The 26,407-nt window shown below is 63.0% G+C and carries 23 protein-coding genes, 2 tRNA genes and 1 pseudogene; 21 read left to right on the top strand and 5 right to left on the bottom strand.

Annotated elements, in window-relative coordinates:
- The first annotated feature begins 143 nt into the window (after nt 1–143).
- Both orn and ABI582_RS11965 read left to right on the top strand, forming a co-directional pair.
- The gene (orn, locus tag ABI582_RS11970) at nt 144–686 is read left to right on the top strand and encodes an oligoribonuclease (RefSeq protein ID WP_043198134.1); all 543 of its coding nucleotides are present in this window, start codon (nt 144–146) and stop codon (nt 684–686) included.
- 91 nt (nt 687–777) lie between these two features.
- Complete coding sequence (locus tag ABI582_RS11965; RefSeq protein ID WP_003249516.1) at nt 778–1,389, top strand: trimeric intracellular cation channel family protein; 612 nt, start codon at nt 778–780, stop codon at nt 1,387–1,389.
- Between the two features lie 123 nt (nt 1,390–1,512).
- Here the strand turns inward: ABI582_RS11965 and queG are convergent, their stop codons facing one another.
- On the bottom strand, nt 1,513–2,577 hold the full coding sequence (gene queG, locus ABI582_RS11960; RefSeq protein WP_442119271.1) for a tRNA epoxyqueuosine(34) reductase QueG: 1,065 nt from the start codon (nt 2,575–2,577) through the stop codon (nt 1,513–1,515).
- Between the two features lie 65 nt (nt 2,578–2,642).
- Between queG and ABI582_RS11955 the strand changes: the two genes are divergently transcribed.
- From ABI582_RS11955 to ABI582_RS11895, 13 genes and pseudogenes are all read left to right on the top strand, one after another.
- Nucleotides 2,643–3,503 (top strand): NAD(P)H-hydrate dehydratase, encoded by an 861-nt coding sequence (locus tag ABI582_RS11955; protein ID WP_442119270.1) that lies wholly within the window; start codon nt 2,643–2,645, stop codon nt 3,501–3,503.
- Nucleotides 3,491–3,964, top strand: coding sequence for a tRNA (adenosine(37)-N6)-threonylcarbamoyltransferase complex ATPase subunit type 1 TsaE (gene tsaE / locus ABI582_RS11950; RefSeq protein WP_016501886.1), 474 nt, complete (start codon nt 3,491–3,493; stop codon nt 3,962–3,964). Before ABI582_RS11955 ends, tsaE begins: the two co-directional genes overlap by 13 nt.
- An 11-nt stretch (nt 3,965–3,975) precedes the next feature.
- A complete protein-coding gene (locus tag ABI582_RS11945) occupies nt 3,976–5,406 on the top strand; it encodes an N-acetylmuramoyl-L-alanine amidase (protein WP_086975254.1) in 1,431 nt (476 codons plus the stop codon).
- Nucleotides 5,406–7,304 carry a DNA mismatch repair endonuclease MutL gene (gene mutL / locus ABI582_RS11940; protein ID WP_442119269.1) on the top strand — a complete coding sequence of 633 codons (1,899 nt, stop codon included), beginning with the start codon at nt 5,406–5,408 and terminating at the stop codon, nt 7,302–7,304. The genes ABI582_RS11945 and mutL overlap by 1 nt, the downstream gene beginning before the upstream one ends.
- Nucleotide 7,305: 1 nt before the next feature.
- On the top strand, nt 7,306–8,277 hold the full coding sequence (gene miaA / locus ABI582_RS11935; RefSeq protein WP_442119268.1) for a tRNA (adenosine(37)-N6)-dimethylallyltransferase MiaA: 972 nt from the start codon (nt 7,306–7,308) through the stop codon (nt 8,275–8,277).
- A gap of 94 nt (nt 8,278–8,371) precedes the next feature.
- A complete protein-coding gene (hfq, locus tag ABI582_RS11930; RefSeq protein WP_016489445.1) occupies nt 8,372–8,632 on the top strand; it encodes an RNA chaperone Hfq in 261 nt (86 codons plus the stop codon).
- Nucleotides 8,633–8,644: 12 nt separating this feature from the next.
- Nucleotides 8,645–9,946 carry a ribosome rescue GTPase HflX gene (gene hflX / locus ABI582_RS11925; protein ID WP_016501882.1) on the top strand — a complete coding sequence of 434 codons (1,302 nt, stop codon included), beginning with the start codon at nt 8,645–8,647 and terminating at the stop codon, nt 9,944–9,946.
- A 96-nt stretch (nt 9,947–10,042) separates the two neighbouring features.
- Nucleotides 10,043–11,224, top strand: a complete 1,182-nt coding sequence (gene hflK, locus ABI582_RS11920; RefSeq protein ID WP_016501881.1) for an FtsH protease activity modulator HflK — start codon at nt 10,043–10,045, stop codon at nt 11,222–11,224.
- Nucleotides 11,224–12,093, top strand: a complete 870-nt coding sequence (gene hflC, locus ABI582_RS11915) for a protease modulator HflC (protein WP_197898565.1) — start codon at nt 11,224–11,226, stop codon at nt 12,091–12,093. Before hflK ends, hflC begins: the two co-directional genes overlap by 1 nt.
- Before the next feature lie 301 nt (nt 12,094–12,394).
- Nucleotides 12,395–13,582 carry an ATP phosphoribosyltransferase regulatory subunit gene (locus ABI582_RS11910; RefSeq protein ID WP_258654169.1) on the top strand — a complete coding sequence of 396 codons (1,188 nt, stop codon included), beginning with the start codon at nt 12,395–12,397 and terminating at the stop codon, nt 13,580–13,582.
- 56 nt (nt 13,583–13,638) lie between these two features.
- A complete protein-coding gene (locus ABI582_RS11905; protein ID WP_016489441.1) occupies nt 13,639–14,931 on the top strand; it encodes an adenylosuccinate synthase in 1,293 nt (430 codons plus the stop codon).
- A gap of 531 nt (nt 14,932–15,462) precedes the next feature.
- A pseudogene (locus ABI582_RS11900) lies at nt 15,463–16,203 on the top strand (HAMP domain-containing protein); the annotation flags it as partial.
- Entirely contained in the window at nt 16,177–17,061 is an 885-nt protein-coding gene (locus tag ABI582_RS11895; protein WP_442119340.1) for a methyl-accepting chemotaxis protein, read from the top strand. The pseudogene ABI582_RS11900 and the gene ABI582_RS11895, both read left to right, overlap by 27 nt.
- A 304-nt stretch (nt 17,062–17,365) precedes the next feature.
- On the opposite strand, the gene ABI582_RS11890 is transcribed toward ABI582_RS11895, so the two are convergent.
- From ABI582_RS11890 to ABI582_RS11875, 4 genes are all read right to left on the bottom strand, one after another.
- Nucleotides 17,366–18,931, bottom strand: coding sequence for an ABC transporter permease (locus tag ABI582_RS11890; protein WP_442119267.1), 1,566 nt, complete (start codon nt 18,929–18,931; stop codon nt 17,366–17,368).
- Nucleotides 18,931–19,944 carry an extracellular solute-binding protein gene (locus ABI582_RS11885; protein WP_016501876.1) on the bottom strand — a complete coding sequence of 338 codons (1,014 nt, stop codon included), beginning with the start codon at nt 19,942–19,944 and terminating at the stop codon, nt 18,931–18,933. Before ABI582_RS11885 ends, ABI582_RS11890 begins: the two co-directional genes overlap by 1 nt.
- 183 nt (nt 19,945–20,127) lie before the next feature.
- Nucleotides 20,128–20,214: transfer RNA gene (locus ABI582_RS11880), tRNA-Leu, on the bottom strand.
- Nucleotides 20,215–20,302: 88 nt separating this feature from the next.
- A tRNA-Leu gene (locus ABI582_RS11875) sits at nt 20,303–20,389 on the bottom strand.
- A 272-nt stretch (nt 20,390–20,661) separates the two neighbouring features.
- On the opposite strand from ABI582_RS11875, the gene rnr reads away from it, so the two are divergent.
- The 6 genes from rnr to rplI all read left to right on the top strand — a co-directional run bounded on the left by rnr (nt 20,662) and on the right by rplI (nt 26,344).
- Nucleotides 20,662–23,247: a ribonuclease R gene (rnr, locus tag ABI582_RS11870; RefSeq protein WP_442119266.1), complete on the top strand. Its 2,586-nt coding sequence runs from the start codon at nt 20,662–20,664 to the stop codon at nt 23,245–23,247.
- Nucleotides 23,244–23,990, top strand: a complete 747-nt coding sequence (gene rlmB, locus ABI582_RS11865; protein WP_016501874.1) for a 23S rRNA (guanosine(2251)-2'-O)-methyltransferase RlmB — start codon at nt 23,244–23,246, stop codon at nt 23,988–23,990. Before rnr ends, rlmB begins: the two co-directional genes overlap by 4 nt.
- A 305-nt stretch (nt 23,991–24,295) precedes the next feature.
- Complete coding sequence (gene rpsF / locus ABI582_RS11860) at nt 24,296–24,721, top strand: 30S ribosomal protein S6 (RefSeq protein ID WP_003249557.1); 426 nt, start codon at nt 24,296–24,298, stop codon at nt 24,719–24,721.
- A 28-nt stretch (nt 24,722–24,749) separates the two neighbouring features.
- On the top strand, nt 24,750–24,980 hold the full coding sequence (gene rpsR / locus ABI582_RS11855; RefSeq protein WP_003249563.1) for a 30S ribosomal protein S18: 231 nt from the start codon (nt 24,750–24,752) through the stop codon (nt 24,978–24,980).
- Between the two features lie 33 nt (nt 24,981–25,013).
- Entirely contained in the window at nt 25,014–25,877 is an 864-nt protein-coding gene (locus ABI582_RS11850; protein ID WP_043198105.1) for a hypothetical protein, read from the top strand.
- A 20-nt stretch (nt 25,878–25,897) separates the two neighbouring features.
- On the top strand, nt 25,898–26,344 hold the full coding sequence (gene rplI / locus ABI582_RS11845; protein WP_012316464.1) for a 50S ribosomal protein L9: 447 nt from the start codon (nt 25,898–25,900) through the stop codon (nt 26,342–26,344).
- Nucleotides 26,345–26,407 lie beyond the last annotated feature (63 nt).

The raw sequence follows: 26,407 nt of genomic DNA, 5'->3' as shown, positions 1-26,407 counted from the left end.
GTGTGAAAGGCCCGGGCAGGGCATTGAAAACGGCTGGCAGTTTAGCACGCCAGGCGCTGGACCATTGCGCTTACCTTTGAAGCGGTGAATGGGCGTGCTTTGGCCACTAGGCTAATATGACGGCCTATATGAGGAGCCCCTGCATGCAAAACCCACAGAACCTGATCTGGATCGACCTGGAAATGACCGGCCTGGATCCGGACAGCGATGTCATCATCGAGATGGCCACCATCGTCACCGACAGCGAGCTGAACACCCTGGCGGAAGGGCCGGTGATCGCCATCCACCACAGTGACGAAGTGCTGGCGCGCATGGACGAATGGAACACCCGCACCCACGGTGCTTCGGGCCTGACCCAGCGCGTGCGCGAGAGCAAGGTCAGCATGGCTGAAGCCGAGGCGCAGACCATCGCCTTCCTCGAGCAGTGGGTGCCGAAAGGCAAGTCGCCAATCTGCGGCAACAGCATCTGCCAGGACCGTCGCTTCCTCTATCGCCACATGCGCAACCTGGAAAACTACTTTCACTACCGCAACCTGGATGTCTCCACCCTGAAGGAGCTGGCCGCGCGCTGGGCGCCGGACGTGCGTGACAGCTTCAAGAAGGGCAACACCCACTTGGCGCTGGACGATATCCGCGAATCGATCGCCGAACTGCGCCACTACCGCGAGCATTTCATCAAGGTGTGAGCCGAAAAGGCGCAGATATTGTATCTGCGCCCCCTTTTGGTGCCTTGGGCAACTGGTTAGACTGCGCGCCTTTCTCGCACGGACCCGCGCCATGTTGTTGATGCTCTACCTCATCGCTATCACCGCCGAAGCCATGACCGGCGCGTTGTCTGCCGGGCGTCGCGGCATGGACTGGTTTGGCGTGGTGCTGATCGCCTGCGTCACCGCGCTGGGTGGCGGCTCGGTGCGCGACGTGCTGCTCGGGCATTACCCGCTGACCTGGGTGAAGCACCCGGAGTACCTGGTGCTGACCAGCTTTGCGGCGTTGCTGACCATTTTCATTGCGCCGATGATGCGCCGCCTGCGCTCGCTGTTCCTGGTGCTCGATGCCCTGGGGCTGGTGGCCTTCACCCTGATTGGCTGCATGACCGCGCTGGAGATGGGGCAAGGCATGCTGGTGGCGTCGATCAGTGGGGTGATCACCGGGGTGTTTGGTGGGATCTTGCGGGATATCTTCTGCAACGACATTCCACTGGTGTTCCGCCGTGAGCTGTATGCCAGCGTGTCGTTTGCGGCGGCGTGGTTCTACCTGGGGTGCGTGTATTTCAAGGTGCCGGCAGAGCAGGCGATGCTGCTGACCTTGTTTGGCGGGTTCCTGGTGCGGTTGCTGGCGATCCGCTTCCACTGGGAAATGCCCAAGTTCCACTACAACGACCAGCAGTAGGTCATTTTTCAGCCCTGAGGCAGTCTTTGTGGGAGCGGGTTCACCCGCGAAGAATGCAACTCGGTGTATGGCACCGGCTGCGCCGGTGTTCGCGGGTGAACCCGCTCCCACAGGGGCATGTGGTTATTGGATGTTGTGCCGGGCCAATGCCCACTCCACATGCTCGCGCACCAGTTCTGATTCATCCTCGCGCCGGGCCTTCAGGGCCTCGATCACAGGAATGGTGGAAGGCGCATTGCCCAACCCCACCGCCAGGTTGCGCAAGAACCGCTCATACCCCGCCCGCCGCAACGGCCCGCCCTCGGTCTTGCGCAGGAAGGTGCGCTCATCCCACAGGAACATCTGCGCCAACTCGGCATTCTCCAGCCCGTGCCGCGGCTGGAAATCCTGTTCCTGGCTGTGCTTGGCAAAGCGGTTCCACGGGCAGACGATCTGGCAGTCATCGCAGCCGAACACCCGGTTGCCCATCATCGCGCGCAACTCGACAGGGATCGCCCCTCTCAGCTCGATCGTCAGGTACGAGATGCAGCGCCGCGCATCCAGCATATAGGGCCCGACAAATGCCTGGGTCGGGCAGATGTCCAGGCAGGCCTGACAGCGCCCGCAGTGCTCGCTGGTCGTCGCTTCGTCCACCGGCAGCGGCAAATCGACAAACAGCTCGGCAAGAAAGAAGTAACTGCCTGCCTTGCGGTTGAGCAGCAGCGTGTTCTTGCCGATCCAGCCCAGCCCGGCCTGTTCGGCCAGGGCCTTCTCCAGTACCGGCGCGCTGTCGACGAATGCGCGGTAGCCGAAAGGGCCGATGGCTTCCTGGATGCGGTCGGCGAGAAATTGCACGCGCTTGCGCACCAGCTTGTGATAGTCCCGGCCCAGTGCATAGCGCGAGATGTAGGCCTTTTCCGGCTGTGCCAGGCGCTGCGCCATCTGTGTGTCGCCGGGCAGGTAGTCCATGCGCAGCGAGACCACCCGCACCGTGCCGGGAATCAGTTGGTCGGGGTGCGAGCGCTTGCTGCCGTGCGCGCCCAGGTACTCCATTTCGCCCTGGTAGCCAGCATCGAGCCAGCGCTGCAGGTGGTGTTCGTGTTCGCCAAGGTCGACCCCGGCGATGCCAACGTGGGCAAAACCGAGTTCCTGGCCCCAAATCTTGATCGATTGGGCCAGTTGGGCGAGGTCAGGTGTGCAGCTGGACATGGATGGGCAAGGCAATACGGGCTCAGGTGCGTATAATTCTGCCAGACATTGGAGCCTTTGACCCCATGCCGCAGACCAAACACCCCAGCCATGCCCCGCAACTGCTCAGCAGCGTGACCGCCGCGCACCTGCCGACACGACATGCGCATGCCCATAAAGGCGACTTCGGCCATGTGCTGGTGGTCGGTGGCGACCTTGGCACCGGCGGCGCTGTGCTGTTGAGTGCTGAAGCTGCCCTGCGCTGTGGGGCCGGGCTGGTCAGCGTAGCGACGCGCCCCGAGCATGTCGGCGCGAGCCTGGCCCGGCTGCCCGAAACCATGTGCCTGGGCGTCAGCTCGGCCAACCAGTTGATGGGCGTGCTGGAGCGCGCCTCGGTGCTGGTGGTGGGCCCGGGGTTGGGGCAGGCGGCGTGGGGGCGTAGCCTGCTGTCGGCAGTCGCCAACGCCGAACAGCCGCAGGTGTGGGACGCCGATGCCTTGAATTTGCTGGCGCGTACCCCCCTGGCCCTGCCCAGTGGCAGCATCCTCACCCCGCACCCGGGGGAGGCGGCGCGGCTGCTGGGTATTTCCACCGAGGCGGTGCAGGCCGACCGCCAGGGCGCTGCGCGCAAGCTGGCGCGCCGTTACAGCAGCGTTTGCGTGCTCAAGGGCGCCGGCACTCTAGTGGCCGACCCGGCCGGGCAACTGATGCTGTGCAAGCGGGGCCACCCGGCAATGGCCGGGGCCGGCTTTGGCGATGTGCTGACCGGTGTGCTGGCGGCGTTGTTGGCCCAAGGGCTGGATGCCTGGCAGGCCGCTGGCCTGGGGGTGTGGTTGCATGCCTGTGCAGGTGAGCGGCTGGGTGTAAAAGGTAGAGGCCTGGCGGCCAGTGATCTGGCGCCGGTCATTCGTGAGTTACTGGAGGAGCATTCTGCGTGTCTGGCATAACCCTGTTTCTGGCCGATGAAGACGCCACGGTCAAGTTTGGCGCAGCACTGGCCGAGGTGACCGGCGGTCGCGGCGTGATCTTTCTTGAGGGCGACCTGGGTGCGGGCAAGACTACGCTTTCCCGAGGGCTGATCCGTGGCCTGGGCCATACGGGTGCAGTGAAAAGCCCGACCTTCACCGTGGTCGAACCCTACGAAATCGGTGAGGTGCGGGCCTTCCATTTCGACCTGTATCGCCTGGTCGATCCGGAGGAGTTGGAGTTCATGGGTATTCGTGACTATTTCGAGGGCGACCCGCTGTGCCTGTTCGAGTGGCCACAAAAGGGTGCGGGCGTTTTGCCAAAGCCTGACCTGACCATTACCATAAGCCCCCAAGCGGGCGGACGCTCGCTGATCCTTTCGCCGCAGGGGGCTCGCGGCGAGGCCTGGTGCATGGCACTGGCCAAACACTATAAACAGTAAGTGGGGTAGGTATGCGCATACGCGCACTGGTCGCCATCGTTGGGCTGTTGCTGACAACGGTGACCGTTGAGGCTCTGGCCGTCACTCAAGTCAAGAGCGTGCGCCTGTGGCGCGCACCAGACAACACGCGGCTGGTCTTCGACCTGTCTGGCCCCGTGCAGCACAGCGTCTTCACCTTGAGCGCGCCTGATCGCCTGGTTATCGACATCAATGGCGCGACACTGGCCGCGCCACTGAACGTGGCCACCTCCAACACGCCGATCAGCAGCGTGCGTTCGGCCCAGCGCACCCCGACCGACCTGCGGGTGGTGGTCGACCTGAAAAAGTCGGTCACCCCGAAAAGCTTCACGCTGGCACCAAATGCGCAATACGGCAATCGCCTGGTGGTCGACCTGTACGACCAGGAAGCCGACGCCATTGCGGCCAGCGCGCCACCGCCGGCCCCGGCGCCGGTACAGACGCCGGCGACCACGCCAGCGGTGCCGGTGTCCCCGGCGCAACCGGCGATCAAGTTGCCGCCGGTACCGAGCGGCAAGCGTGAAATCGTGGTGGCCATCGACGCCGGCCACGGTGGCGAAGACCCGGGTGCCTCCGGTTCGCGTGGCCAGCATGAAAAAGACATCGTGCTGCAGATTGCCAAAGAGCTGCAACGGCAGATCAACAGCGAAAGGGGCTTCCGTGCCGAGCTGACCCGTACGGGCGACTACTTCATTCCACTGCGCAAACGCACGGAAATCGCCCGCAAGAAGGGGGCTGACCTGTTCATCTCGATCCACGCCGACGCCGCACCGTCGCGGGCTGCATTCGGTGCCTCGGTGTTCGCACTGTCTGATCGCGGCGCCACCTCCGAGACCGCGCGCTGGCTGGCCGACACGGAAAACCGTTCTGACCTGATCGGCGGTGCCGGCAACGTCAGCCTCGATGACAAAGACCGTATGCTGGCCGGCGTGCTGCTGGACCTGTCGATGACCGCCACGCTCAGCTCCAGCCTCAACGTCGGGCAGAAGGTGCTGGGCAACATGGGCCGTGTCACTTCGCTGCACAAACAGCGTGTGGAACAGGCCGGCTTCATGGTGCTGAAGTCGCCGGACATCCCGTCGATCCTCGTTGAAACCGGGTTCATCTCGAACAATAACGAAGCCGCCAAGCTGGCCACCGCCAGCCATCAGCAGGCCTTGGCCCGTTCGATCCATACCGGTGTGCGCCAGTACTTCCAGCAGAACCCGCCACCGGGTACCTATATCGCCTGGCTGCGTGATACCGGCAAAATTGCCGCCGGCCCACGTGAGCACACGGTGCGCCCAGGCGAAACCCTGGCGATGCTCGCCGTGCGCTACCAGGTCAGCGTGGCCAGCTTGCGCAGCACCAACAGCCTCAAGACCGATGAGCTGAAGGTCGGCCAGCGCCTTGATGTACCCGCTACAACCTTGGCCGCGCAATAATGAGTGGTGGTTCGCGCATTGAGCTGCTCAGCCCGCGATTGGCTAACCAGATCGCCGCCGGCGAGGTCGTCGAGCGGCCGGCATCCGTGGCCAAGGAGTTGCTGGAAAACAGTCTGGACTCCGGTGCCCGGCGCATTGACGTGGAAGTGGAACAAGGCGGCATCAAGCTGCTGAAAGTGCGGGACGATGGCAGTGGTATTTCTGCTGACGACCTGCCGTTGGCCCTGGCCCGCCACGCCACCAGCAAGATTCGCGAGCTGGAAGACCTTGAAGGGGTATTGAGCCTGGGCTTCCGTGGCGAGGCGCTGGCTTCGATCAGCTCGGTGGCGCGCCTGACCCTGACTTCGCGCACTGCCAGTGCCAGCGAAGCCTGGCAGGTGGAAACCGAAGGCCGTGACATGACCCCGCGGGTGCAGCCAGCGGCGCATCCGGTGGGCACCTCGGTGGAAGTGCGCGACCTGTTCTTCAATACCCCGGCCCGGCGCAAGTTCCTCAAGGCCGAGAAAACCGAATTCGATCACCTGCAGGAAGTGATCCGCCGGCTGGCGCTGGCGCGTTTCGATGTCGGCTTTCACCTGCGTCATAACGGCAAGAGCATCCTCAGCCTGCACGAGGCCCATGATGAAACCGCTCGGGCGCGGCGGGTGGGCGCCATCTGCGGCCCGGGCTTCATGGAGCAGGCGCTGCCGATCGACGTCGAGCGCAACGGCCTGCGCCTGTGGGGCTGGGTCGGCTTGCCGACCTTTTCGCGCAGCCAGGCAGACCTGCAGTACTTCTTCGTCAATGGCCGAGCGGTGCGCGACAAGCTGGTCGCCCACGCTGTGCGCCAGGCCTACCGTGACGTGCTGTTCAATGGCCGGCACCCGACATTCGTGCTGTTCCTTGAGCTGGAGCCCAACGGCGTTGACGTCAATGTGCACCCGACCAAGCACGAAGTGCGCTTCCGCGAAGGGCGCTCGGTGCACGATTTCCTGTATAGCACGTTGCACCGCGCGCTGGCTGATGTGCGTCCGGAAGACCAGTTGGCCGCGCCTGCCGCAGTACCTGAGATGGTCCGCCCTACTGGCCAGCAGGCTGGTGAATTCGGCCCGCAGGGCGAAATGCGCCTGGCCTCGCCAGTGCTTGAACGGCCCCAGGCGCCGCAGCATGCGATTTCCAATGGCGGCAGTGGCGCCGGTTACCAGTATCAATACACCCCGCGCCCCTCGCAGCCCGTGCCGGCCGCCGAGGCGCAGGCGGTGTATCGCGAGTTCTACAAACCGCTGGAAGACGGAGCGGCACCGGTAACCACGCTGCCCGAAAGCCAGGGTGACATTCCCCCGTTGGGCTACGCACTGGCGCAGCTCAAGGGTATCTACATCCTGGCCGAGAACGCCGTTGGCCTGGTGCTGGTGGACATGCACGCTGCCCACGAGCGCATCATGTACGAGCGCCTCAAGGTGGCCATGGCCAGCGAAGGCCTTAGCGGCCAGCCGCTGCTGGTGCCCGAAACTCTGGCCCTGAGCCAGCGTGAAGCGGATTGCGCCGAAGAGCATGCGCAGTGGTTCCAGCGCCTGGGCTTCGAACTGCAGCGCCTGGGCCCCGAAACCTTGGCGATTCGCCAGATTCCGGCCTTGCTCAAGCAGGCCGAGGCCAACCGCCTGGTTCAGGACGTGCTCGCCGACCTGATGGAGTACGGCACCAGCGACCGTATCCAGGCGCACCTCAACGAACTGCTCGGCACCATGGCCTGCCACGGCGCCGTGCGCGCCAACCGGCGCCTGGCAATCCCCGAAATGAATGCCCTGCTGCGCGATATGGAAAACACCGAACGCAGTGGCCAGTGCAACCATGGCCGTCCCACCTGGACCCAGATGGGCCTGGACGATCTGGACAAACTTTTCCTGCGCGGTCGATAAAATGAGCGGCAAGCCCCCTGCAATATTCCTGATGGGCCCGACGGCGGCCGGCAAGACCGACCTGGCTATCGAACTGACCAAAGTGCTGCCGTGCGAGCTGATCAGCGTCGACTCGGCGCTGGTCTATCGCGGCATGGACATCGGTTCGGCCAAGCCGTCGAAAGAAATTCTCGCGGCCCACCCGCACCGCCTGATCGACATCCGTGACCCGGCCGAGAGCTATTCGGCCGCGCAATTTCGCGCCGATGCCCTGGAAGCCATGGCCGACATCACCGCGCGCGGCAAGATCCCGCTGCTGGTGGGCGGCACCATGCTCTATTACAAGGCGTTGATCGATGGCCTGGCCGACATGCCGGCAGCTGACGCCGCGGTGCGAGCCAACCTGGAAGCCCAGGCCGAGGCGCTGGGGCTGGCCGAACTGCACCGCCAGCTGGCTGAGATAGACCCGGAATCTGCGGCGCGCATCCACCCCAACGACCCGCAGCGGTTGATTCGCGCGCTGGAGGTGTACCGCGTGAGCGGCGAGAGCATGACGGCTCATCGGCAGCGTCAATTCGCGGAAAGTCGCGGCGCAGACGCAGGCGCTGGCGGACATTTGCCCTATACTGTCGCGAGTTTGGCGATTGCTCCTACAGATCGTCACATTTTGCATCAGCGAATTGCGTTACGATTTTCGCAGATGTTGGAACAGGGCTTCGTTGACGAGGTCCGATCGCTGCGAGCCAGAAGTGACTTGCACGCCGGGCTGCCGTCTATACGGGCTGTGGGTTATCGGCAGGTCTGGGATTACCTGGACGGCACGCTGACTGAGAATGAGATGCGAGAACGCGGTATCATTGCTACCCGGCAGCTGGCCAAGCGGCAGTTCACCTGGTTGCGTGGCTGGCCTGATGTGCACTGGCTTGACAGCATGGCCTGCGACAATCTGTCCCGCACCTTGAAATACCTTGGGGCCATCTCCATATTGAGCTGAGTCCCTGCTGATTGCCGTCTATTCTTGCGAAGGGGCGGCCTAATTTATCGATTTTCTTGAATTTCTATTATTTATCCTTACAGGAGTGCGGCATATGTCAAAAGGGCATTCGCTACAAGACCCTTACTTGAACACCTTGAGAAAAGAAAAGGTTCCGGTATCCATCTATCTGGTCAATGGCATCAAACTGCAGGGCTCGATCGAATCGTTCGACCAGTTCGTGGTACTGCTGAAGAACACCGTCAGCCAAATGGTTTACAAGCACGCCATTTCAACCGTGGTGCCTGCCCGTCCGGTTCGCCTGCCAAGCCCGTCCGATTCCGACCTCGGCGACAGCGAGCCAGGCAACGCCTGATAGGAGCCTGCATTGTTCTTTGAGCGCCACGGTGGTGGTGAACGGGCGTTGCTCGTTCACTTGGAAGGTCAGAACCCTGAGGCGCGCGAAGATCCGCAGGAGTTTCGGGAGCTGGCACTGTCGGCCGGGGCGGATATCGTCTCGCTGGTGACCGTGACACGGCATCAGCCAACGGCCAAATACCTGATTGGCAGCGGCAAGGTCGAGGAATTGCACGACCTGGTCCATGCCGAACAGGTAGATCTCGTGATTTTCAATCACACCCTCACGCCCAGTCAGGAGCGCAACCTTGAACGTGTGTTCGAGTGCCGTGTGCTCGATCGTACCGGGCTGATCCTCGACATTTTCGCCCAACGGGCGCGTACCCATGAAGGCAAGCTGCAGGTCGAACTGGCCCAGCTTGATCACATGAGCACGCGGCTGGTGCGCGGCTGGACCCACCTTGAGCGACAAAAAGGCGGTATCGGCCTGCGTGGGCCGGGTGAAACCCAGCTCGAAACCGACCGCCGTCTGTTGCGGGTGCGCATTCGCCAGATCAAGTCACGCCTGGAGAAGGTACGCAGCCAGCGTGAGCAGGCGCGTCGCGGGCGCAAGCGCGCGGATATCCCTTCCGTGTCGCTGGTGGGTTACACCAACGCCGGCAAGTCCACGCTGTTCAACGCCCTGACCGAATCCGAGGTGTACGCCGCGGACCAGCTGTTCGCCACCCTCGACCCGACCCTGCGCCGGCTCGAGCTCAACGACCTGGGGCCGATCGTGCTGGCCGACACCGTGGGCTTCATTCGCCACCTGCCGCACAAGCTGGTCGAGGCATTTCGGGCTACGCTCGAAGAGTCGAGCAACTCCGACCTGCTGCTGCACGTGATCGACGCCCATGAGCCAGAGCGCATGGAACAGATCGAGCAGGTGCTGGCCGTGTTGGGCGAGATTGGTGCTGAAGGCTTGCCCATCCTCGAGGTGTATAACAAACTCGACCTGCTCGAAGATGTCGAGCCACAGATCCAGCGCAATGCCGACGGCAAGCCGGAACGGGTCTGGGTATCGGCACGCGATGGGCGTGGTCTGGAGCTGGTTGGCCAGGCGATTGCCGAGTTGCTGGGGGATGATCTGTTTGTCGGTACCCTGTGCCTGGAGCAGCGTTTTGCCCGCTTGCGCGCGCAATTCTTTGCTCTGGGTGCCGTGCAGAGTGAAGAGCATGATGAAGAAGGGCGCAGCCTGCTGAGCGTGCGACTGCCCATGGTCGAATTGAATCGCCTGGTCAGCCGCGAAGGCATGGAGCCGCAAGTGTTTGTCGAGCAACACACTTTGCAATAAATGCTCGTCGAGGTCGCCGGGCAGCAGTGACAGGCATTCTGTAGCATTGGACGGCGCGCCGTGGGCGCGTCTTTGCTTTATCAGATGGAGAGCGCTATGGCTTGGAACGAGCCGGGTGGCAACTCGAACAATCAGGATCCCTGGGGCGGCCGCCGTGGTGGCGGTGGCGGTGGTGGTGACAAGAAAGGTCCGCCGGATCTGGACGAGGCCTTCCGCAAACTGCAGGACAGCCTGAACGGCATGTTCGGCGGTAACAAGAAACGTGGCGGCGGTGACCGCAATGTCGGCAAGGGCGGTGGCCTGGGCCTGCTGGGCATCGGCCTGGCGGTACTGGCTGCCATCTGGCTGTACAGTGCCGTGTACGTGGTCGACGAGCAGGAGCAGGCTGTGGTGCTGCGCTTCGGCAAGTACCATGAGACGGTCGGTCCCGGCCTGAACATCTACTTCCCGCCGATTGATCGCAAGTACATGGAAAACGTCACGCGTGAGCGTGCCTATACCAAACAGGGGCAGATGCTGACCGAAGACGAGAACATCGTCGAGGTGCCGCTGACCGTCCAGTACAAGATCAGCAACCTGCAGGACTTCGTGCTTAACGTCGACCAGCCTGAGGTGAGCCTGCAGCACGCCACCGACAGTGCCTTGCGCCACGTGGTGGGTTCCACCTCGATGGACCAGGTGCTGACCGAAGGCCGTGAACAGATGGCCGTGGATATCCGCGAACGTCTGCAGCGCTTCCTCGACAACTACCGTACCGGTATCACCGTTACCCAGGTCAACGTACAGAGCGCGGCAGCCCCGCGTGAAGTGCAGGAAGCCTTCGACGACGTGATCCGTGCCCGCGAAGACGAGCAGCGTGCCCGCAACCAGGCCGAGTCCTACGCCAATGGCGTGGTGCCGGAAGCCCGTGGTCAGGCCCAGCGCATCATCGAGGACGCCAACGGTTACCGCGACGAAGTCATCGCCCGGGCCAAGGGTGAGGCCGACCGCTTCACCAAGCTGGTTACCGAGTACCACAAGGCACCTGACGTGACCCGTCAGCGTCTGTACCTGGAGACCATGCAAGAGGTCTACAGCAATTCGAGCAAGGTCATGGTGGCGACCAAGGACGGGCAGAACAACCTGCTCTACCTGCCACTGGACAAGATGGTCGAAGGCAGCCGCAACCCGTCCACGCCAACCACCAGCGTGTCGCCATCGGTCAACGATGCGGCCGCCCGTGCGGCGCAGGACCTGCAACAGCAACAGCAGCCGCTGCGTACTAGGGAGAGCCGCTGATGAGCAATAGATCGCTGATCGCCCTGATCGCCGCCGTCGTTCTGGCCATCGTGGCCTGGAACAGCTTCTATATCGTGTCCCAGACCGAGCGTGCGGTACTGCTGCGCTTCGGTAAGGTGGTCCAGGCGGACGTTCAGCCAGGCCTGCACGTGAAGATTCCGTACGTGAACCAGGTGCGCAAGTTCGACGCCCGCCTCATGACCCTCGACGCCCCGACCCAGCGGTTCCTGACCCTGGAGAAGAAAGCGGTGATGGTCGACGCCTACGCCAAGTGGCGCGTCAAGGATGCCGAGCGCTTCTACACCGCCACGTCCGGCATGAAGCAGATCGCCGACGAGCGTCTGTCGCGTCGTCTGGAAAGCGGCCTGCGCGACCAGTTCGGTAAACGTACCCTGCACGAGGTGGTTTCCGGTGAACGTGACGCACTGATGGCTGACATCACTGCATCGCTGAACCGCATGGCCAACAAGGAGCTGGGCATCGAGGTGGTCGACGTGCGCGTCAAGGCCATCGACCTGCCGAAGGAAGTCAACCGCAGCGTGTTCGACCGCATGAGCACCGAGCGTGAGCGTGAAGCTCGCGAGCACCGTGCCAAGGGTAACGAGCTGGCTGAAGGTATTCGTGCCGATGCTGACCGCCAGCGCCGTGTGCTGCTGGCCGAGGCCTACCGCGAAGCAGAAGAAACCCGTGGTGACGGCGACGCCCAGGCGGCTGCCATCTATGCCAAGGCCTACAGCCAGGACGCTGATTTCTATGCGTTCCACCGTAGCCTGCAGGCATACCGCGAGAGCTTCTCGAGCAAGAGCGACGTGCTGGTCCTGGACCCGAAGAACGAGTTCTTCCGTTACCTGGACAAGAGCAGGCCGTGATGCTCAGGCCCTGATTTTCATGCAGCGGCGCCCCGCCTGGCAGCTAAAACACCAGGCGGGGTGCATCCTGAATGAAAAGGGGTGTATGATGAGGCAGCCGGGAAATTTCCCGGCTTTTTTGCGTCTGAAAGGTTGATTGGCGAAGCGCCAGTTGACGGTTTGGTCAGCTCGCAAGGCAATTCGAGGGTATCGGGTACGGTGGCTGCGCTGGGATCAGTGCTGCCCGCTGCTGTGCGCGATACCGGCTTTACTGACGGCTCGCCTGCTGGCAAGCCGCCCGGACCAGAGGGGAAAAGGCGTAATGGCAACGGTAGACCGCTGGCTGCTGCCAGATGGCATCGAGGAAGTACTGCCACCTGAGGCTGCGCGCATCGAGATCGCGCGCCGTCAGGTGTTGGACCTGTTCCAGAGTTGGGGCTACGAGCTGGTCGTCACCCCGCATATCGAGTACCTGGAGTCGCTGCTCACCGGCGCCGGCCAGGACCTGGATCAGCGCACCTTCAAGGTGGTGGACCCGCAGTCCGGCCGCCTGATGGGCTTCCGCGCCGACTTCACCCCGCAGGTGGCGCGCATCGACGCCCACACCCTGCGCCGTGAAGGCCCGAGCCGCCTGTGCTACGCCGGCAGCGTGCTGCACGCCCAGCCGCGTGCGCTGTCCACCTCGCGCAGCCCGATCCAGCTGGGCGCCGAGCTGTATGGCGATGCCAGCCCGACCAGCGACGTGGAAGTCATCAGCCTGATGCTGGCCACGCTGCAACTGGCCGATGTGCCGGACGTGCACATGGACCTGGGCCACGTCGGTATCTACCGCGGCCTGGCCCGTGCTGCCGGCCTGTCCGGTGCGGTCGAGCAACAGCTGTTCGACGCCCTGCAGCGCAAGGCCGTCGATGAAGTGCAGGCACTGACCGCCGACCTGCCGAAGGACCTGGGCAACATGCTGCGCGCCCTGGTCGAGCTGTGCGGTGGCCGTGAAGTGCTGGCCGAAGCCCGCGTGCGCCTGGGCCGTGCCCCGGCCGGCGTGCTGGCGGCGCTGGACGACCTGCTGTCGATCGCTGATCGCCTGACGTCGCGCTTCCCGGACCTGCCGCTGTACTTCGACCTCGGCGAGCTGCGCGGCTACAACTATCACACCGGCGTGGTGTTCGCCGTGTTCGTGCCAGGCGAGGGTCAGTCGATCGCCCAGGGCGGGCGCTACGACGACATCGGCGCCGACTTTGGTCGGGCACGCCCGGCCACCGGTTTCTCCACGGATTTGAAGACCCTGGTCACACTGGGGCGAGCGGAGGTCGTATTGCCAACGGGCGGCATCTGGATGCCGGACAGTGGCGACGCGGCCCTCTGGCAGCAAGTCTGCCAGTTGCGCACCGAGGGCCAGCGTGTGGTCCAGGCCTTGCCTGGCCAGCCGTTGAGTGCTGCTCTCGAGGCGGATTGTGATCGGCAATTGATTCAGCAAGACGGGCGCTGGCAGGTTCTGCCGCTGGCCCAGTGAGTTTCTGCGTCGGCAACAGGCCGGCAACCAAGTTTGCGTGAATGAGGACCAATGTAATGGGTAAGAATGTCGTCGTCCTGGGCACCCAGTGGGGTGATGAGGGCAAAGGCAAGATCGTCGATCTGCTGACCGAACATGCTGCCGCCGTAGTGCGCTATCAGGGGGGCCACAACGCGGGTCACACCCTGGTGATCAACGGTGAAAAGACCGTTCTGCACCTGATTCCGTCCGGCATCCTGCGTGAAGGCGTACAGTGCCTGATCGGCAACGGCGTGGTCGTTGCCCCGGACGCCCTGATGCGCGAAATCACCAAGCTGGAAGAAAAAGGCGTACCGGTGCGTGAGCGCCTGCGCATCTCCCCGGCTGCGCCGCTGATCCTGTCGTACCACGTGGCCCTGGACCAGGCCCGCGAAAAAGCCCGTGGTGAAGCCAAGATCGGCACCACCGGCCGTGGTATCGGCCCAGCTTACGAAGACAAGGTTGCGCGCCGCGGCCTGCGCGTGGGCGACCTGTTCCACCGCGAGCGTTTCGCTGCCAAGCTGGGTGAGCTGCTGGACTACCACAACTTCCAGCTGGTGAACTACTACAAAGAGCCGGCCATCGACTTCCAGCAAACCCTGGACGAGTGCATGGCCTACGCTGAACAGCTCAAGCCGATGATGCTCGACGTCACCGCCGAGCTGCACAACCTGCGTCGCGCCGGCAAGGACATCATGTTCGAAGGTGCCCAGGGCTCGCTGCTGGACATCGACCACGGTACCTACCCGTACGTCACCAGCTCCAACACCACCGCTGGCGGTATCTCCACCGGTTCCGGCGTTGGCCCGATGTACCTGGACTACATCCTGGGTATCACCAAGGCCTACACCACTCGCGTGGGTTCCGGTCCGTTCCCGACCGAACTGTTCGATGAGACCGGCGCTACCCTGGCCAAGCGTGGCCACGAGTTCGGTTCCACCACTGGCCGTGCCCGTCGTTGCGGCTGGTTCGATGCCGTCATCCTGCGTCGCGCCATCGACGTCAACAGCATCTCGGGCATCTGCCTGACCAAGCTGGACGTACTGGACGGCCTGGAAACCATCAACATCTGCGTTGGCTACAAGAACGAGAACGGTGCTGTCATCGACGCGCCTTCCGATGCCGACAGCTACATCGGCCTGGAGCCGGTGTACGAAGAGATGCCAGGCTGGAGCGAGTCGACCCTGGGTGCAAAAACCCTGGAAGAGCTGCCGCAAGCTGCGCGTGACTACATCAAGCGCATCGAAGAGCTGGTTGGCGCGCCGATCGACATCATTTCGACCGGCCCGGACCGCAACGAGACCATCGTGCTGCGTCACCCGTTCGCCTGATCTGCCCTCCAGGCTGATCTGACGCCGTGGCCCTGAAAAGGGCCGCGGCGTTTTCATTTGGGGGCATGCCAGTGCAGGCAACCCCCTTGCTGAACCTTGGCGTTTATCCCTGCTGCCTTCGGCACAACCCTTGCTGTAAGAAGTTTCTGTAGATGCCATCAAAATAGTGGCGCCAGTAAACACGAGGGTTACACCGTGTCTGCCATCCTCTCACTGTTACGAAGCCGCCTTTTGCGGCCTGTGTTTGTTGCCCTTGGTATCGCTCTTTTGGTGCAGGTGCTGGTTGCCGTTGCGCTCACCCGAAGCACGGTCACCGCCCTGGAAGCCGACCTTGGCGAACGCCTGGGCAACGACAGCCGCCAGCTGGCCAACGACCTGGAGCAAGCCGGGCAAGACGTGCGCTCGGGCCTGGACAGCCTGTCCAGCAGCACCCGCCAGCGCCTGAGCGCCGGGTTGTCGGAGCGCCTGCAAAGCGAACAGCAGCAACTGCGCAGCACCCTGGAAAAGAACCTGAAGGACTCTGCCAACGACATGGCCGAGCTGCTGGCTTCGGTCGCCCCACGGGCGATCTGGGACAACGACGTGCCAGTGCTCTCTGACTTTGCCCGGCGTGCCCAGCGTAACCCCAACGTGCTGTTCGTGGTGTACGACGATGCCCAGGGCCAGCACCTGACCCGCTACCTGAACCGGCAAAACCCGATCAACCAGGCGTTGATGGACAAGGGCCAGGGCGAGCGTGCGCTGGACAAGGTGATCGATGCCGCCCGGCGCGACCCGGCGGTGTACTTTGTCGAAGCCTCGATCAACCCCAATGGCGCAGAAATCGGCAAGGTGGTGATGGGGGTTTCCACGGCGGGCATCGACCAGGAGCTCAAGGCCCTGGACCAGCGCTTCGCGGCGCTGATTGCCAGCGGTGAACAACTGGTTGGCGACAGCCTGGTGGGTGCTGCCGCCGATAGCGGCAAAACCCTGCGTGAGCGCCTGGAGAAGGCGCAAGGCAGTGCTGCAGCGATGCAGGCCAATACCGCACAGACTGTGCGCGATGCCGCTGCCGAACTGCGCTGGCGCATTGGCCTGGGCCTGGTGCTGGTCGGCCTGGGTGTGCTGCTGGTGGTGGCCGTGGTGCTTGGCCGCCGAGTGCTGAGCAAGCTGCGCCTGTTGATTGCTGCCCTGGACGACCTGGCGGCGGGCGAAGGCGACCTGACCAAGCGCGTGCCGCTCGACAGCCGCGACGAAATTGGCGACATGGCTTCGGCGGTGAACCGCTTTGTCGACAAGCTGCAACCGATCGTACGTGAGGCGGGCGAGGTGGCGCAGCGTACCGGTGTCGAGATTGGCGCGATGGCCCAGCGCAATGCCGGTGCCGATGCGGCTGCGGCACTGCAACGCGATGAAGTGGCAGCCAGCCTGCGCGACCTTTCGAGCATGGCCGACGAAGCCCAGGCCGAAAGCCATGCGATGCAGGCGGCCTTGAAACAGGTGGTGGATATCCGCCAGGCCACCGACGAAAACAGCCGCACCTCGACCCAGCTCGCGGGGTTGATCGAGAACCTGGCAGGCCAGGTAGGGACCGGCTCCCAGGTGATCGAGCGCCTGGCCAAGCAGAGTGAGCAGATCGAAGTAGTGTTGACGGTGATCCACGGCATTGCCGAGCAGACCAACCTGCTGGCGCTGAACGCGGCCATCGAAGCCGCCCGGGCAGGTGAGACCGGGCGCGGGTTTGCCGTGGTGGCCGACGAGGTGCGGGCGCTGGCGAGCAAGACGCAGAGCTCCACGGGGGATATCCAGTCGCACATCGCGGCGCTACAGAAGGGCGCCAAGGAAGCCGTGGCGACCATCAGCCAGGCCGGGCTCAAGGCCAGCGAAGGGCTGCTGGTACTGCGTGATAACGAGCGCCGGCAGCAGTCTGTGCAGGCGGCGGTGGAGCAGGTGCATGCGGCCATTGGCCTGGCCACCCGTGCAGCCGAGCAGCAGGCGAGCGGGGCGCAGGCAGTGCGTGGGCGGGTGGAGACTATCCATGCCCAGGCTGAGCGATCAGCCGAGGTGGTGATGCAGACCACGGCCAGCAGCAAGGTGCTGGATGACCTGGCCGCGCAGCTACGGGCAAGCCTTGGCCAATTCCGCGCCTGACGCGGTCCCTGTAGGAGCGGCCTTGCGTCGCGATGGGCTGCGCAGCAGCCCCAGGATATCGGCATTAATGCAGATATTGCCGGGGCTGCTGCGCAGCCCATCGCGACGCAAGGCCGCTCCTACAGCGAGAGGTGTTGCTATGATGGCGGCGACACATGGCAAAGGGAGTTGTTCATGTCCGCCCAACTGGTCGCCGCTCCGGCCGAACCGGATTTTCTTTACAGCTCCCACAGGTACTGCGCAGGCCTTGCGGGCGGCGCGGTACCTGTGGGAGCTGGCTTGCCGGCGTTGACGGCGGCGCGGATCAAGCTTTGTTCAGGTACATCCGCGTCGTCAGCAGATAAACCGGCAACCCCGACACCACGATCAGCAGTGCCGCATAAGGCGCCGCCGCCGCGAACTCGACGTTGGCTGTATGCGCCCACACCTCGGTGGCCAGTGTGGTCATGCCCGTGGGGCTGAGCAGTAGCGTGGCAGTCAGCTCCTTCATGGCATCCAGGAACACCAGCGCAAAAGCCGCGGCCATGGCCGGGAAGATGATCGGCAGGGTCACCCGGCAGAACGCGGTAAAGCTGCTGGCACCCAAGGTACGGGCCGCTTCTTCCAGCGTTGGCGAAGCCTTGTTCAGCGCGGTGCGCACCGGTGATTGCGCTAACGGCAGAAACAGCAGTGCATAGGCCAGCAGCAGCAATGCGGTGGTCTGGTACAGCGCCGGCACGTAGTGCAGGGCGAAGAACACCAAGGTCAGGGCAATCACCAGGCCGGGCAGGGCGTGCAGCAGGTAAGGCAGGCGCTCGGCCCAGATCGCCAGGCGACCCTTGTAGCGCACCACCAGGAAGCTGATCGGCAGGGCCAACAGCACGCAGAAGCCAGCACCGCCAAGCGACACCGACAACGAAGTGAACAATGCCTTGGAGATGGCCGCCACCGGGAACGCTGCCGACGACCCAACGCTCAGCCAGTAGCCGAGCATGGCCAGCGGAATACCGCTGCCCAGCACCGCCAGGCCCACGCAGAACAGCTGCGCCAGCACCGCCCAGCCACGCAGCCGTACCGGTTGCGCACGCCGCGCTACGCCCTGGCCGATGCGCACATGGCGGGCTTTGCCGCGTACGCGCAGTTCCAGCCACAGCATCACCAGGCACATCGCCAGCAACACGGCAGACAGCATGGCCGCGTTGGCGTTGCTGAACTCCAGTTCGAACTGTTGGTAGATTGCGGTGGTGAAGGTTTGCAGGCCGAGGATCGACAGCGCACCGAACTCCACCAGCATGTGCAGGGCAATCAGTAGCGCGCCGCCGAGCATCGACGGCCACAGCAGCGGCAGGGTGACCTTGTTGAACACGCCCCAGCGGCTGCAGCCCAGGGTGCGCGCCGACTCCTCCAGCGACGTGTCGAGGTTGCGCAGGGTTGCGGCAACGGGCAGGAACACCAGCGGGTACTTGGACAGGGCCATGACCATGATCGCCCCGCCTAGGCCTTCGAAGTCCGAACTCAGCGACACCCAGGTGAAGCTGCTGACGAACGACGGCACCGCGAACGGCAGGCACAGCACCACGCCCCACAGCCGGCGGCCGGCCAGGTTGCTGCGCTCCAGCAGCCAGGCCAGCGCCAGGCCAACCACCATGCACGTCAGCGTCACCCCGACCATCAGCAACAGGGTGTTGCGCATCAGCCCCCAGACAAAGGGGCGCCACAGCAGGTGCAAGGCTTCGCGCCAGCCGGCTTCCCAGGCTTTGATGGCGACATAGGCCAGTGGCAGCAGGCTCATCGCCACCAGGAACAGCACAGGCAGCACCACCCAGATGGAGGGGCGCTTGCGGCGCGGTACGAAGCGCACCGGCGCCGGTGCGGACAGGGCGGCAGTCATCAGAGCAGACCGACCTCGCGCTCAAGTTCGATGGCTTCCTCGGCGTTACCCAGGTCGGCCGGCGAGATCTTCGGCGGGCGCAGCTCGTCGAACGGCTTCAGGCCACGGTCAGAAACCATGCCCTTGTGCAGCGGGTACTCGGCGGTGGTCTGGGTGATCACGCGCTGGCCTTCTTCGCTGGCCATCCAGTTGAGCAGGGCCTGGGCTTCTTTCGGGTGCTTGCTGGCCTTGACCACGGCTGCGCCGGAGATGGTGACCAGGTTGCCGGCATCGCCATCGGCCAGGTAGTACAGTTTGGTGTCCAGTTTGCCGCGTTCGCGTTCAAGCGCGTACCAGTAGTAGTTGTTTACCAGTACCGCAGCCACTTCGCCTTTTTCCACGGCTTTGAGGGCAACCATGTTGTTGGTGTAGGTCTTGCCAAAGGCTTTCAGGCCAGTCAGCCATTCTTCGGTGGCTTCACGGCCGTGCATTTTCAGGATGGCCACGGCCTGCTCCTGGAATGCGCCACTGGTGGGTACATAGCCGACGCGGCCTTCCCACTCAGGGTTGGCGAAGTCCATCACCGTGGTTGGCAGGTCTTTTTCGTCGACCTTTTTCGGGTTGTACACCACGATGCGGGTCCGGGCCGTGATGCCCATCCAGGTGCCGTTGGCGCCAACGTACTCCTTGGGCACCATGTTCGAGGTGGCGTCGTCGATCTTCGCCAGCAGGCCCAGTTCGCCCAGGTTGTTCAGGGGTGGGGATTCTTCGGTGTAGATGATGTCGGCGGGCGAGCGGTCGCCTTCCTCGATGATCTGGCTGGCCAGCTGGTTGCTGCTGCCCTTGCGGATATCGATGTGAATACCGGTCTTGGCCTCGTAGGCCTTGGCGATGGCTTCGCCGATTTCCTTGTGCTGACCGTTGTACATGGTCAGGGTGACCGGTGCGTCTGCCATGGCGGCCGGAGCGCCGATGACCAGGCTCAGCACGGCGGCGGCCAAGGTGCGCATCAGCGGTTGCGGGCGGATCGTCATGCGGGTACTTCCTCGCTTACGGCTACATATTTGGAAACAATGGTAAACGAAATCGTTTCTCAAGTGGCCGTATGACGAGAAATTCATGGGCAGACCATGGTGTAGGCACTGGGAGCGCGGGGAGGGCGGGGGCAAAAAACGCAGGCAAGAAAAAACCCACTAGCAAGCTAGTGGGTTTTTGTATGGTGCCCAGGAGAAGACTCGAACTTCCACGACCTTGCGGTCACTGATACCTGAAACCAGCGCGTCTACCAATTCCGCCACCTGGGCAAAGCTTTGCATCATCTGTAGAAGGCGACTATCGTTCGCTTTCACACAGTAGTAACAGATCCTTGGTCATCTGTTACTTGAAAATATTTGGTGCCCAGGAGAAGACTCGAACTTCCACGACCTTGCGGTCACTGATACCTGAAACCAGCGCGTCTACCAATTCCGCCACCTGGGCACACATTCGAGATTACAAGATGCTTTACAGCGCCGTTCATCTCTACTACAACGTCGGGGTTGTCCGTCGTTGTGGTGCGCACTATACGGACGCTCCCCAGGGCTGTAAACCCCCCAATCAAAAAAAATTTCAAAAAATTCAACTTGTTGATTCCACAGGCCTATTACTGCTTTGGAAGCACAGCAGTGGGGGCTGTCCAAGCCAGACATTTCCGGTTTCAATAGGCCTATGCCAGAATTCCTATCTATATACCCCAAGGTGAACCCCTTCTGATGGCCGATTGGCAATCCCTCGATCCCGAGGCCGCTCGCGAAGCGGAAAAATACGACAACCCCATTCCCAGCCGTGAGCTGATCCTGCAGCGCCTTGCCGACCGTGGCGAGCCCGCCGCGCGCGAGGAGCTGGCGAAAGAGTTTGGTCTGTATGAAGAAGACCAGATCGAAGCCCTGCGCCGCCGCCTGCGTGCAATGGAGCGCGACGGCCAGCTTATCTATACCCGGCGCGGCACTTATGCCCCGGTGGACAAGCTCGACCTGATCTGCGGCCGTATCTCCGGCCACCGCGACGGGTTTGGTTTCCTCATCCCCGATGATGGCACCGATGACCTGTTCCTCAGCCCGTCGCAGATGCGCCTGGCCTTCGATGGCGACCGCGCGCTGGCGCGTGTTTCCGGTACCGACCGCCGTGGGCGCCGTGAAGGCGTGATCGTCGAGGTCATCTCCCGTGCCCACGAAAGCGTGGTCGGCCGCTACTTCGAAGAGGGCGGCATTGGCTACGTAACCCCGGACAACCCGAAGATCCAGCAGGAAGTGCTGGTGACCGCCGGGCGTAATGGTGGTGCCAAGATCGGCCAGTTCGTCGAGATCAAGATCACCCACTGGCCAACACCGCGCTTCCAGCCGCAAGGCGACGTGGTGGAAGTCATCGGCAACTACATGGCGCCGGGCATGGAAATCGACGTTGCCCTGCGCAGCTACGACATCCCGCACGTCTGGCCCGATGATGTGGTCAAGGAAGCGCGCAAGTTCCGCTCCGAAGTCGAAGACAAAGACAAAGAGAAGCGCGTCGACCTGCGTCATCTGCCGTTCGTTACCATCGACGGTGAGGACGCCCGCGACTTCGATGACGCTGTCTATTGCGAACCGCTGGGCAAGCTGCGCTTGTTCTCCGGTGGCTGGCGCCTGTATGTGGCCATCGCCGACGTATCCAGCTACGTGCGCCTTGGCTCGGCCCTGGACGTCGAGGCACAGCAGCGCGGTAACTCGGTGTACTTCCCCGAGCGCGTGGTGCCGATGCTCCCCGAAGAGCTGTCCAACGGCCTGTGCTCGCTGAACCCGCACGTCGACCGCTTGGCCATGGTCTGTGAAATGACCATGAACAAAGCCGGCCAGATGGTCGACTACCAGTTCTACGAAGGTGTCATCCACTCCCACGCCCGCCTGACCTACAACAAGGTCAGCAGCATGCTCGAGCACGCCCGCACCCGTGAGGGCAAGGCGCTGCGCGAGGAGTACAGGGCGGTCGTGCCTGACCTGAAGAACCTGTACAACCTGTACAAGGTGCTGTTGGATGCCCGCCACACCCGCGGTGCCATCGACTTCGAGACCCAGGAAACCCGCATCATCTTCGGCGATGAGCGCAAGATCGCGGAAATTCGCCCGACCGTGCGCAACGAAGCCCACAAGCTGATCGAGGAATGCATGCTGGCGGCCAACGTGGCCACCGCCGAGTTCCTGCAGAAGCACGGCGTGCCGGCACTTTACCGCGTGCACGACGGCCCGCCGCCGGAGCGTCTGGAAAAACTGCGTACCTTCCTGGGTGAGCTGGGCCTGAGCCTGCACAAAGGCAAGGACCCGTCGCCGAAGGATTACCAGGCCCTGCTGGCGAGCATTGCCGGGCGCCCGGACTTCCACCTGATCCAGACCGTAATGCTGCGCTCGCTGAGCCAGGCGGTGTACAGCACCGAGAACAACGGCCACTTCGGCTTGAATTACGAGGCGTACACCCACTTCACCTCGCCGATCCGCCGTTACCCGGACCTGCTGGTGCACCGCGCCATCCGCAGCATCATCCGTTCCAAGGTCGACACCCCGCACGTCAAGCGTGCCGGCGCCATGAGCATCCCCAAGGCGCGCATCTACCCGTACGACGAGAACACCCTCGAGCAGCTTGGCGAGCAGTGCTCGATGACCGAGCGCCGGGCTGATGAAGCCACCCGTGACGTGGTCAACTGGCTCAAGTGCGAGTACATGAAGGACCGCGTGGGCGAAACCTTCCCGGGTGTGATCACCGCGGTGACTGGCTTCGGCCTGTTCGTCGAGCTGACCGATATCTATGTGGAAGGCCTGGTGCACGTCAGTGCGCTGCCGGGCGACTACTACCACTTCGACCCGGTCCACCACCGCCTGTCCGGTGAGCGCACCGGGCGCAGCTTCCGCCTGGGCGACACGATTGAAGTCAAGGTCATGCGTGTTGACCTGGACGAGCGCAAGATCGACTTCGAAGTGGCCGACAAGACGCTGGCTGCGCCGATTGGCCGCAAGCAGCGCGGCGCCGCGCCGGCTGCCGACAAAGCCGACAAGCCCGAGCCAGCACCGGTCGAGTCCAGGGCCACGCCGAAGCCGCGCAGCCGCAAGAGCGAAACCTCCGAGGCGTATTTCCCGAAAGACGCCGTGCAGCGTAACGCCGAAGTGCGCAAGAGCCGTGAAATGAAAAAGGCGCTGATGAGCGATGCCCGCACCGGCAGCTCGTCCAGCAGCAAGTCGGACAAAGGTGGCAAGGCCGCCGGCAAGCCGACCAAGCACCGTAAAGGCCCGCCGAAGTCCGGTGCGCCACGCAAGAGCAAGAGCAAGTCATGAGTCAGCTGGAAAAGATCTACGGCGTGCATGCCGTGCAGGCATTGCTGAAGCACCATCCGAAGCGGGTCAAGCAGATCTGGCTGTCGGAAGGGCGCAGCGAGCCACGCCTGCAGACGCTCCTGGCGCTGGCTGCGGAAAACCGCGTGCAGGTTGGCCAGGCCGAGCGCCGTGAGATGGATGCGTGGGTCGAAGGCGTGCACCAAGGCGTTGTCGCCGAGGTCAGCCCAAGCCAGGTGTGGGGCGAATTGATGCTCGAAGAGTTGCTCGAGCGCACCGAAACGCCGCCGCTGATCCTGGTACTGGACGGTGTCACCGACCCGCACAACCTTGGCGCGTGCCTGCGCACGGCCGATGCGGCCGGTGCCACGGCGGTGCTGGTGCCCAAGGACAAGTCTGCGACCCTGACGCCTGTAGTGCGCAAGGTGGCGTGCGGTGCGGCAGAGGTGATTCCGCTAGTAGCCGTGACCAACCTGGCGCGCACACTGGAGAAACTGCAGCAGCGTGGCCTGTGGGTGGTGGGTACTGCCGGCGAGGCCGAGCAGGAGATTTACCAGCAGGACCTGACCGGGCCTCTGGTGATGATCATGGGCGCAGAAGGCAAAGGCATGCGCCGGCTCACCCGTGAACATTGCGACTTCCTGGTGAAGTTGCCGATGGGCGGTAGCGTCAGCAGCCTGAACGTTTCGGTGGCGACCGGGGTTTGCCTGTTCGAAGCCGTGCGTCAGCGTCAGGCCAAGCGCTGATCTTCAGCCTGTTCCGGCCCATTCGCGGGCGCGCCCGCTCCCACAGGTTTTTCACTGGCTTTCAAGCAGTGGGGTCCCTGTGGGAGCGGGTTTACCCGCGAAAGGGCCGGTAGCCTGTGAATATGTTTCAGGCTGTTCAAATATTCGCCAATTGCCTTGCTTGTGCGTCACGCCTTCTCTACAATTGCGCCCCTTGCCGAGCTGGCAGGCGCTCATGTGCCTCCCCTCCGTGCAAGACATACAGTGTCATTCACTCCTTGTCTGACCAGATACGCTGGCAGACTACTAACCCGTAAGGAGCATTCATGCGTCATTACGAAATCATCTTTCTGGTTCACCCGGACCAGAGCGAGCAAGTCGGCGGCATGGTTGAGCGTTACACCAAGCTGATCGAAGAAGACGGTGGCAAAATCCACCGCCTGGAAGACTGGGGCCGTCGTCAACTGGCCTACGCAATCAACAATGTTCACAAGGCTCACTACGTGATGCTGAACGTTGAGTGCACCGGCAAGGCCCTGGCCGAGCTGGAAGACAACTTCCGCTACAACGATGCCGTTATCCGTAACCTGGTCATCCGTCGCGACGAAGCCGTTACCGGCCAGTCCGAGATGCTGAAGGCTGAAGAAAACCGCAGCGAGCGCCGTGAGCGTCGTGAGCGTCCTGAGCATGCTGACTCCGCCGAAGGCGACGACAGCAATGACAGCGACTCCAGCGATAACGCTGACGAGTAATCCACGGACCTTTAGAGGAGCCTATTAAATGGCACGTTTCTTCCGTCGTCGTAAATTCTGCCGCTTCACTGCTGAAGACGTGAAAGAGATCGACTTCAAAGATCTCAACACCCTGAAAGCTTACGTATCCGAAACCGGCAAGATCGTTCCAAGCCGCATCACCGGTACCAAAGCTCGTTATCAGCGTCAGCTGGCTACCGCTATCAAGCGCGCCCGCTTCCTGGCCCTGCTGCCCTACACCGACAGCCACGGCCGCTGAGACCGGGTCGTCGACAAGCAGTAAGGGATTAGCATGCGAGCGTTAGCAAGTTTCATCATGCGCGGTCGTGTGCAGGCCACCCTCGTGGTGGTCATCAGCGCGGTACTGCCGCTGCTGTTCTGGTTGAGTGCCGCTGCCTGCAGCTTTGTGCTGCTGCGGCGTGGTTTCAAGGATGCTACAACGGTCATCGCCGGCGGCCTGCTGGCCGGGTTGGCCGTGTGGGTCATGGGCGATCCCATCACCTTTCTGGTGATTGCAGGAGCCCTGAGCCTGGCCGCCCTGTTGCGAGCCGAGCATCCCTGGAGCCGGGTGTTGGTGGTCAGTGCCGTGTTCGCCGTGGCTTTCAGCCTCGTGCTCGATCTGGCGCTGGCGCAAACCTTCGATGTGCTGGCCAAGGCGTTTGCCGAAGCCATGCCGAAAATCGAGGGGCAACCCGTGCTCTCCGGTGAGCTGATCCGCCCTGTGCTGGTCGCTTCCACAGCAGTGACGGTGCAATTGTTCAGTGTGCTGGCCTTGGTGCTGGCGCGCTATTGGCAGGCAGCGTTGTACAACCCTGGAGGCTTCGGTCGCGAGTTTCGCGCGCTGAAGTTGCCAAAACAGACCATGGCGGTCTTGGTGGCAGTGATGGTGGTGGCTCCGTTTATCGGGCCGCAGTTCATCATCCTGGCATCGGCTTCGAGCCTGGTACTGGTACTGGCCGGCATCGCTTTGATGCATGGGCTGGTGGCGCAGGGCCGACTGGCCGGTTTCTGGCTGGTGGGCATGTACGTGACGTTGCCGCTGATCATGCAGCTGATTTATCCGTTGCTGGTGGTTTTGGCCATTGTCGACAGCCTGATTGATTTTCGCGGTCGCAAGTCCCCCAAGGGGAATGACTCCGCGAACGGTGAAGGTTAAAAGTTAAGAGGTTTTACCAAATGGAACTGATCCTGCTGGAAAAAGTCGCTAACCTGGGCAACCTGGGCGACAAAGTTAAAGTTAAGGCTGGTTACGGCCGTAACTTCCTGCTGCCATTCGGCAAGGCCACCGTTGCCAACGCCGCCAACCTGGCTGCGTTCGAAGAGCGTCGCGCCGAGCTGGAAAAAGCAGCTGCTGACCGTAAATCGTCGGCTGAAAGCCGCGCTGCCCAACTGGCCGAGCTGGAAGTGACCATCACTGCCACCGCTGGCGACGAAGGCAAGCTGTTCGGTTCGATCGGCACCCACGACATCGCTGACGCCCTGACCGCCTCCGGCGTTGAAGTGGCCAAAGCTGAAGTTCGTCTGCCGAACGGCACCATCCGTCAGGTTGGCGAATACGACGTAGCCGTGCACCTGCACAGCGACGTTGAAGCCACCGTACGCGTGGTCGTCGTAGCTGCCTAAGCTGCGCTAACTGGCTGGCTCCTTGCGGGTCAGGCGGTTAACATCGGGCACGGTCCTGTTTTG

Origin of the sequence: Pseudomonas sp. SAS7, from assembly GCF_052112345.1 — a bacterium.
GTDB lineage: Bacteria > Pseudomonadota > Gammaproteobacteria > Pseudomonadales > Pseudomonadaceae > Aquipseudomonas > Aquipseudomonas putida_Q.
The sequence above is the reverse complement of the archived record's forward strand: the minus strand, read 5'-3'. Positions and strand labels throughout refer to the sequence as shown.

What these genes read in the sequence shown, in the direction of transcription:
- orn (WP_043198134.1), top strand. Translation starts at nt 144, where the DNA reads ATGCAAAACCCACAGAACCTGATCTGGATCGACCTGGAAATGACCGGC.
- ABI582_RS11965 (WP_003249516.1), top strand. Translation starts at nt 778, where the DNA reads ATGTTGTTGATGCTCTACCTCATCGCTATCACCGCCGAAGCCATGACC.
- queG (WP_442119271.1), bottom strand. Translation starts at nt 2,577, where the DNA reads ATGTCCAGCTGCACACCTGACCTCGCCCAACTGGCCCAATCGATCAAG.
- ABI582_RS11955 (WP_442119270.1), top strand. Translation starts at nt 2,643, where the DNA reads ATGCCGCAGACCAAACACCCCAGCCATGCCCCGCAACTGCTCAGCAGC.
- ABI582_RS11945 (WP_086975254.1), top strand. Translation starts at nt 3,976, where the DNA reads ATGCGCATACGCGCACTGGTCGCCATCGTTGGGCTGTTGCTGACAACG.
- mutL (WP_442119269.1), top strand. Translation starts at nt 5,406, where the DNA reads ATGAGTGGTGGTTCGCGCATTGAGCTGCTCAGCCCGCGATTGGCTAAC.
- miaA (WP_442119268.1), top strand. Translation starts at nt 7,306, where the DNA reads ATGAGCGGCAAGCCCCCTGCAATATTCCTGATGGGCCCGACGGCGGCC.
- hfq (WP_016489445.1), top strand. Translation starts at nt 8,372, where the DNA reads ATGTCAAAAGGGCATTCGCTACAAGACCCTTACTTGAACACCTTGAGA.
- hflK (WP_016501881.1), top strand. Translation starts at nt 10,043, where the DNA reads ATGGCTTGGAACGAGCCGGGTGGCAACTCGAACAATCAGGATCCCTGG.
- hflC (WP_197898565.1), top strand. Translation starts at nt 11,224, where the DNA reads ATGAGCAATAGATCGCTGATCGCCCTGATCGCCGCCGTCGTTCTGGCC.
- ABI582_RS11910 (WP_258654169.1), top strand. Translation starts at nt 12,395, where the DNA reads ATGGCAACGGTAGACCGCTGGCTGCTGCCAGATGGCATCGAGGAAGTA.
- ABI582_RS11905 (WP_016489441.1), top strand. Translation starts at nt 13,639, where the DNA reads ATGGGTAAGAATGTCGTCGTCCTGGGCACCCAGTGGGGTGATGAGGGC.
- ABI582_RS11895 (WP_442119340.1), top strand. Translation starts at nt 16,177, where the DNA reads ATGGCTTCGGCGGTGAACCGCTTTGTCGACAAGCTGCAACCGATCGTA.
- ABI582_RS11890 (WP_442119267.1), bottom strand. Translation starts at nt 18,931, where the DNA reads ATGACTGCCGCCCTGTCCGCACCGGCGCCGGTGCGCTTCGTACCGCGC.
- ABI582_RS11885 (WP_016501876.1), bottom strand. Translation starts at nt 19,944, where the DNA reads ATGACGATCCGCCCGCAACCGCTGATGCGCACCTTGGCCGCCGCCGTG.
- rnr (WP_442119266.1), top strand. Translation starts at nt 20,662, where the DNA reads ATGGCCGATTGGCAATCCCTCGATCCCGAGGCCGCTCGCGAAGCGGAA.
- rlmB (WP_016501874.1), top strand. Translation starts at nt 23,244, where the DNA reads ATGAGTCAGCTGGAAAAGATCTACGGCGTGCATGCCGTGCAGGCATTG.
- rpsF (WP_003249557.1), top strand. Translation starts at nt 24,296, where the DNA reads ATGCGTCATTACGAAATCATCTTTCTGGTTCACCCGGACCAGAGCGAG.
- rpsR (WP_003249563.1), top strand. Translation starts at nt 24,750, where the DNA reads ATGGCACGTTTCTTCCGTCGTCGTAAATTCTGCCGCTTCACTGCTGAA.
- ABI582_RS11850 (WP_043198105.1), top strand. Translation starts at nt 25,014, where the DNA reads ATGCGAGCGTTAGCAAGTTTCATCATGCGCGGTCGTGTGCAGGCCACC.
- rplI (WP_012316464.1), top strand. Translation starts at nt 25,898, where the DNA reads ATGGAACTGATCCTGCTGGAAAAAGTCGCTAACCTGGGCAACCTGGGC.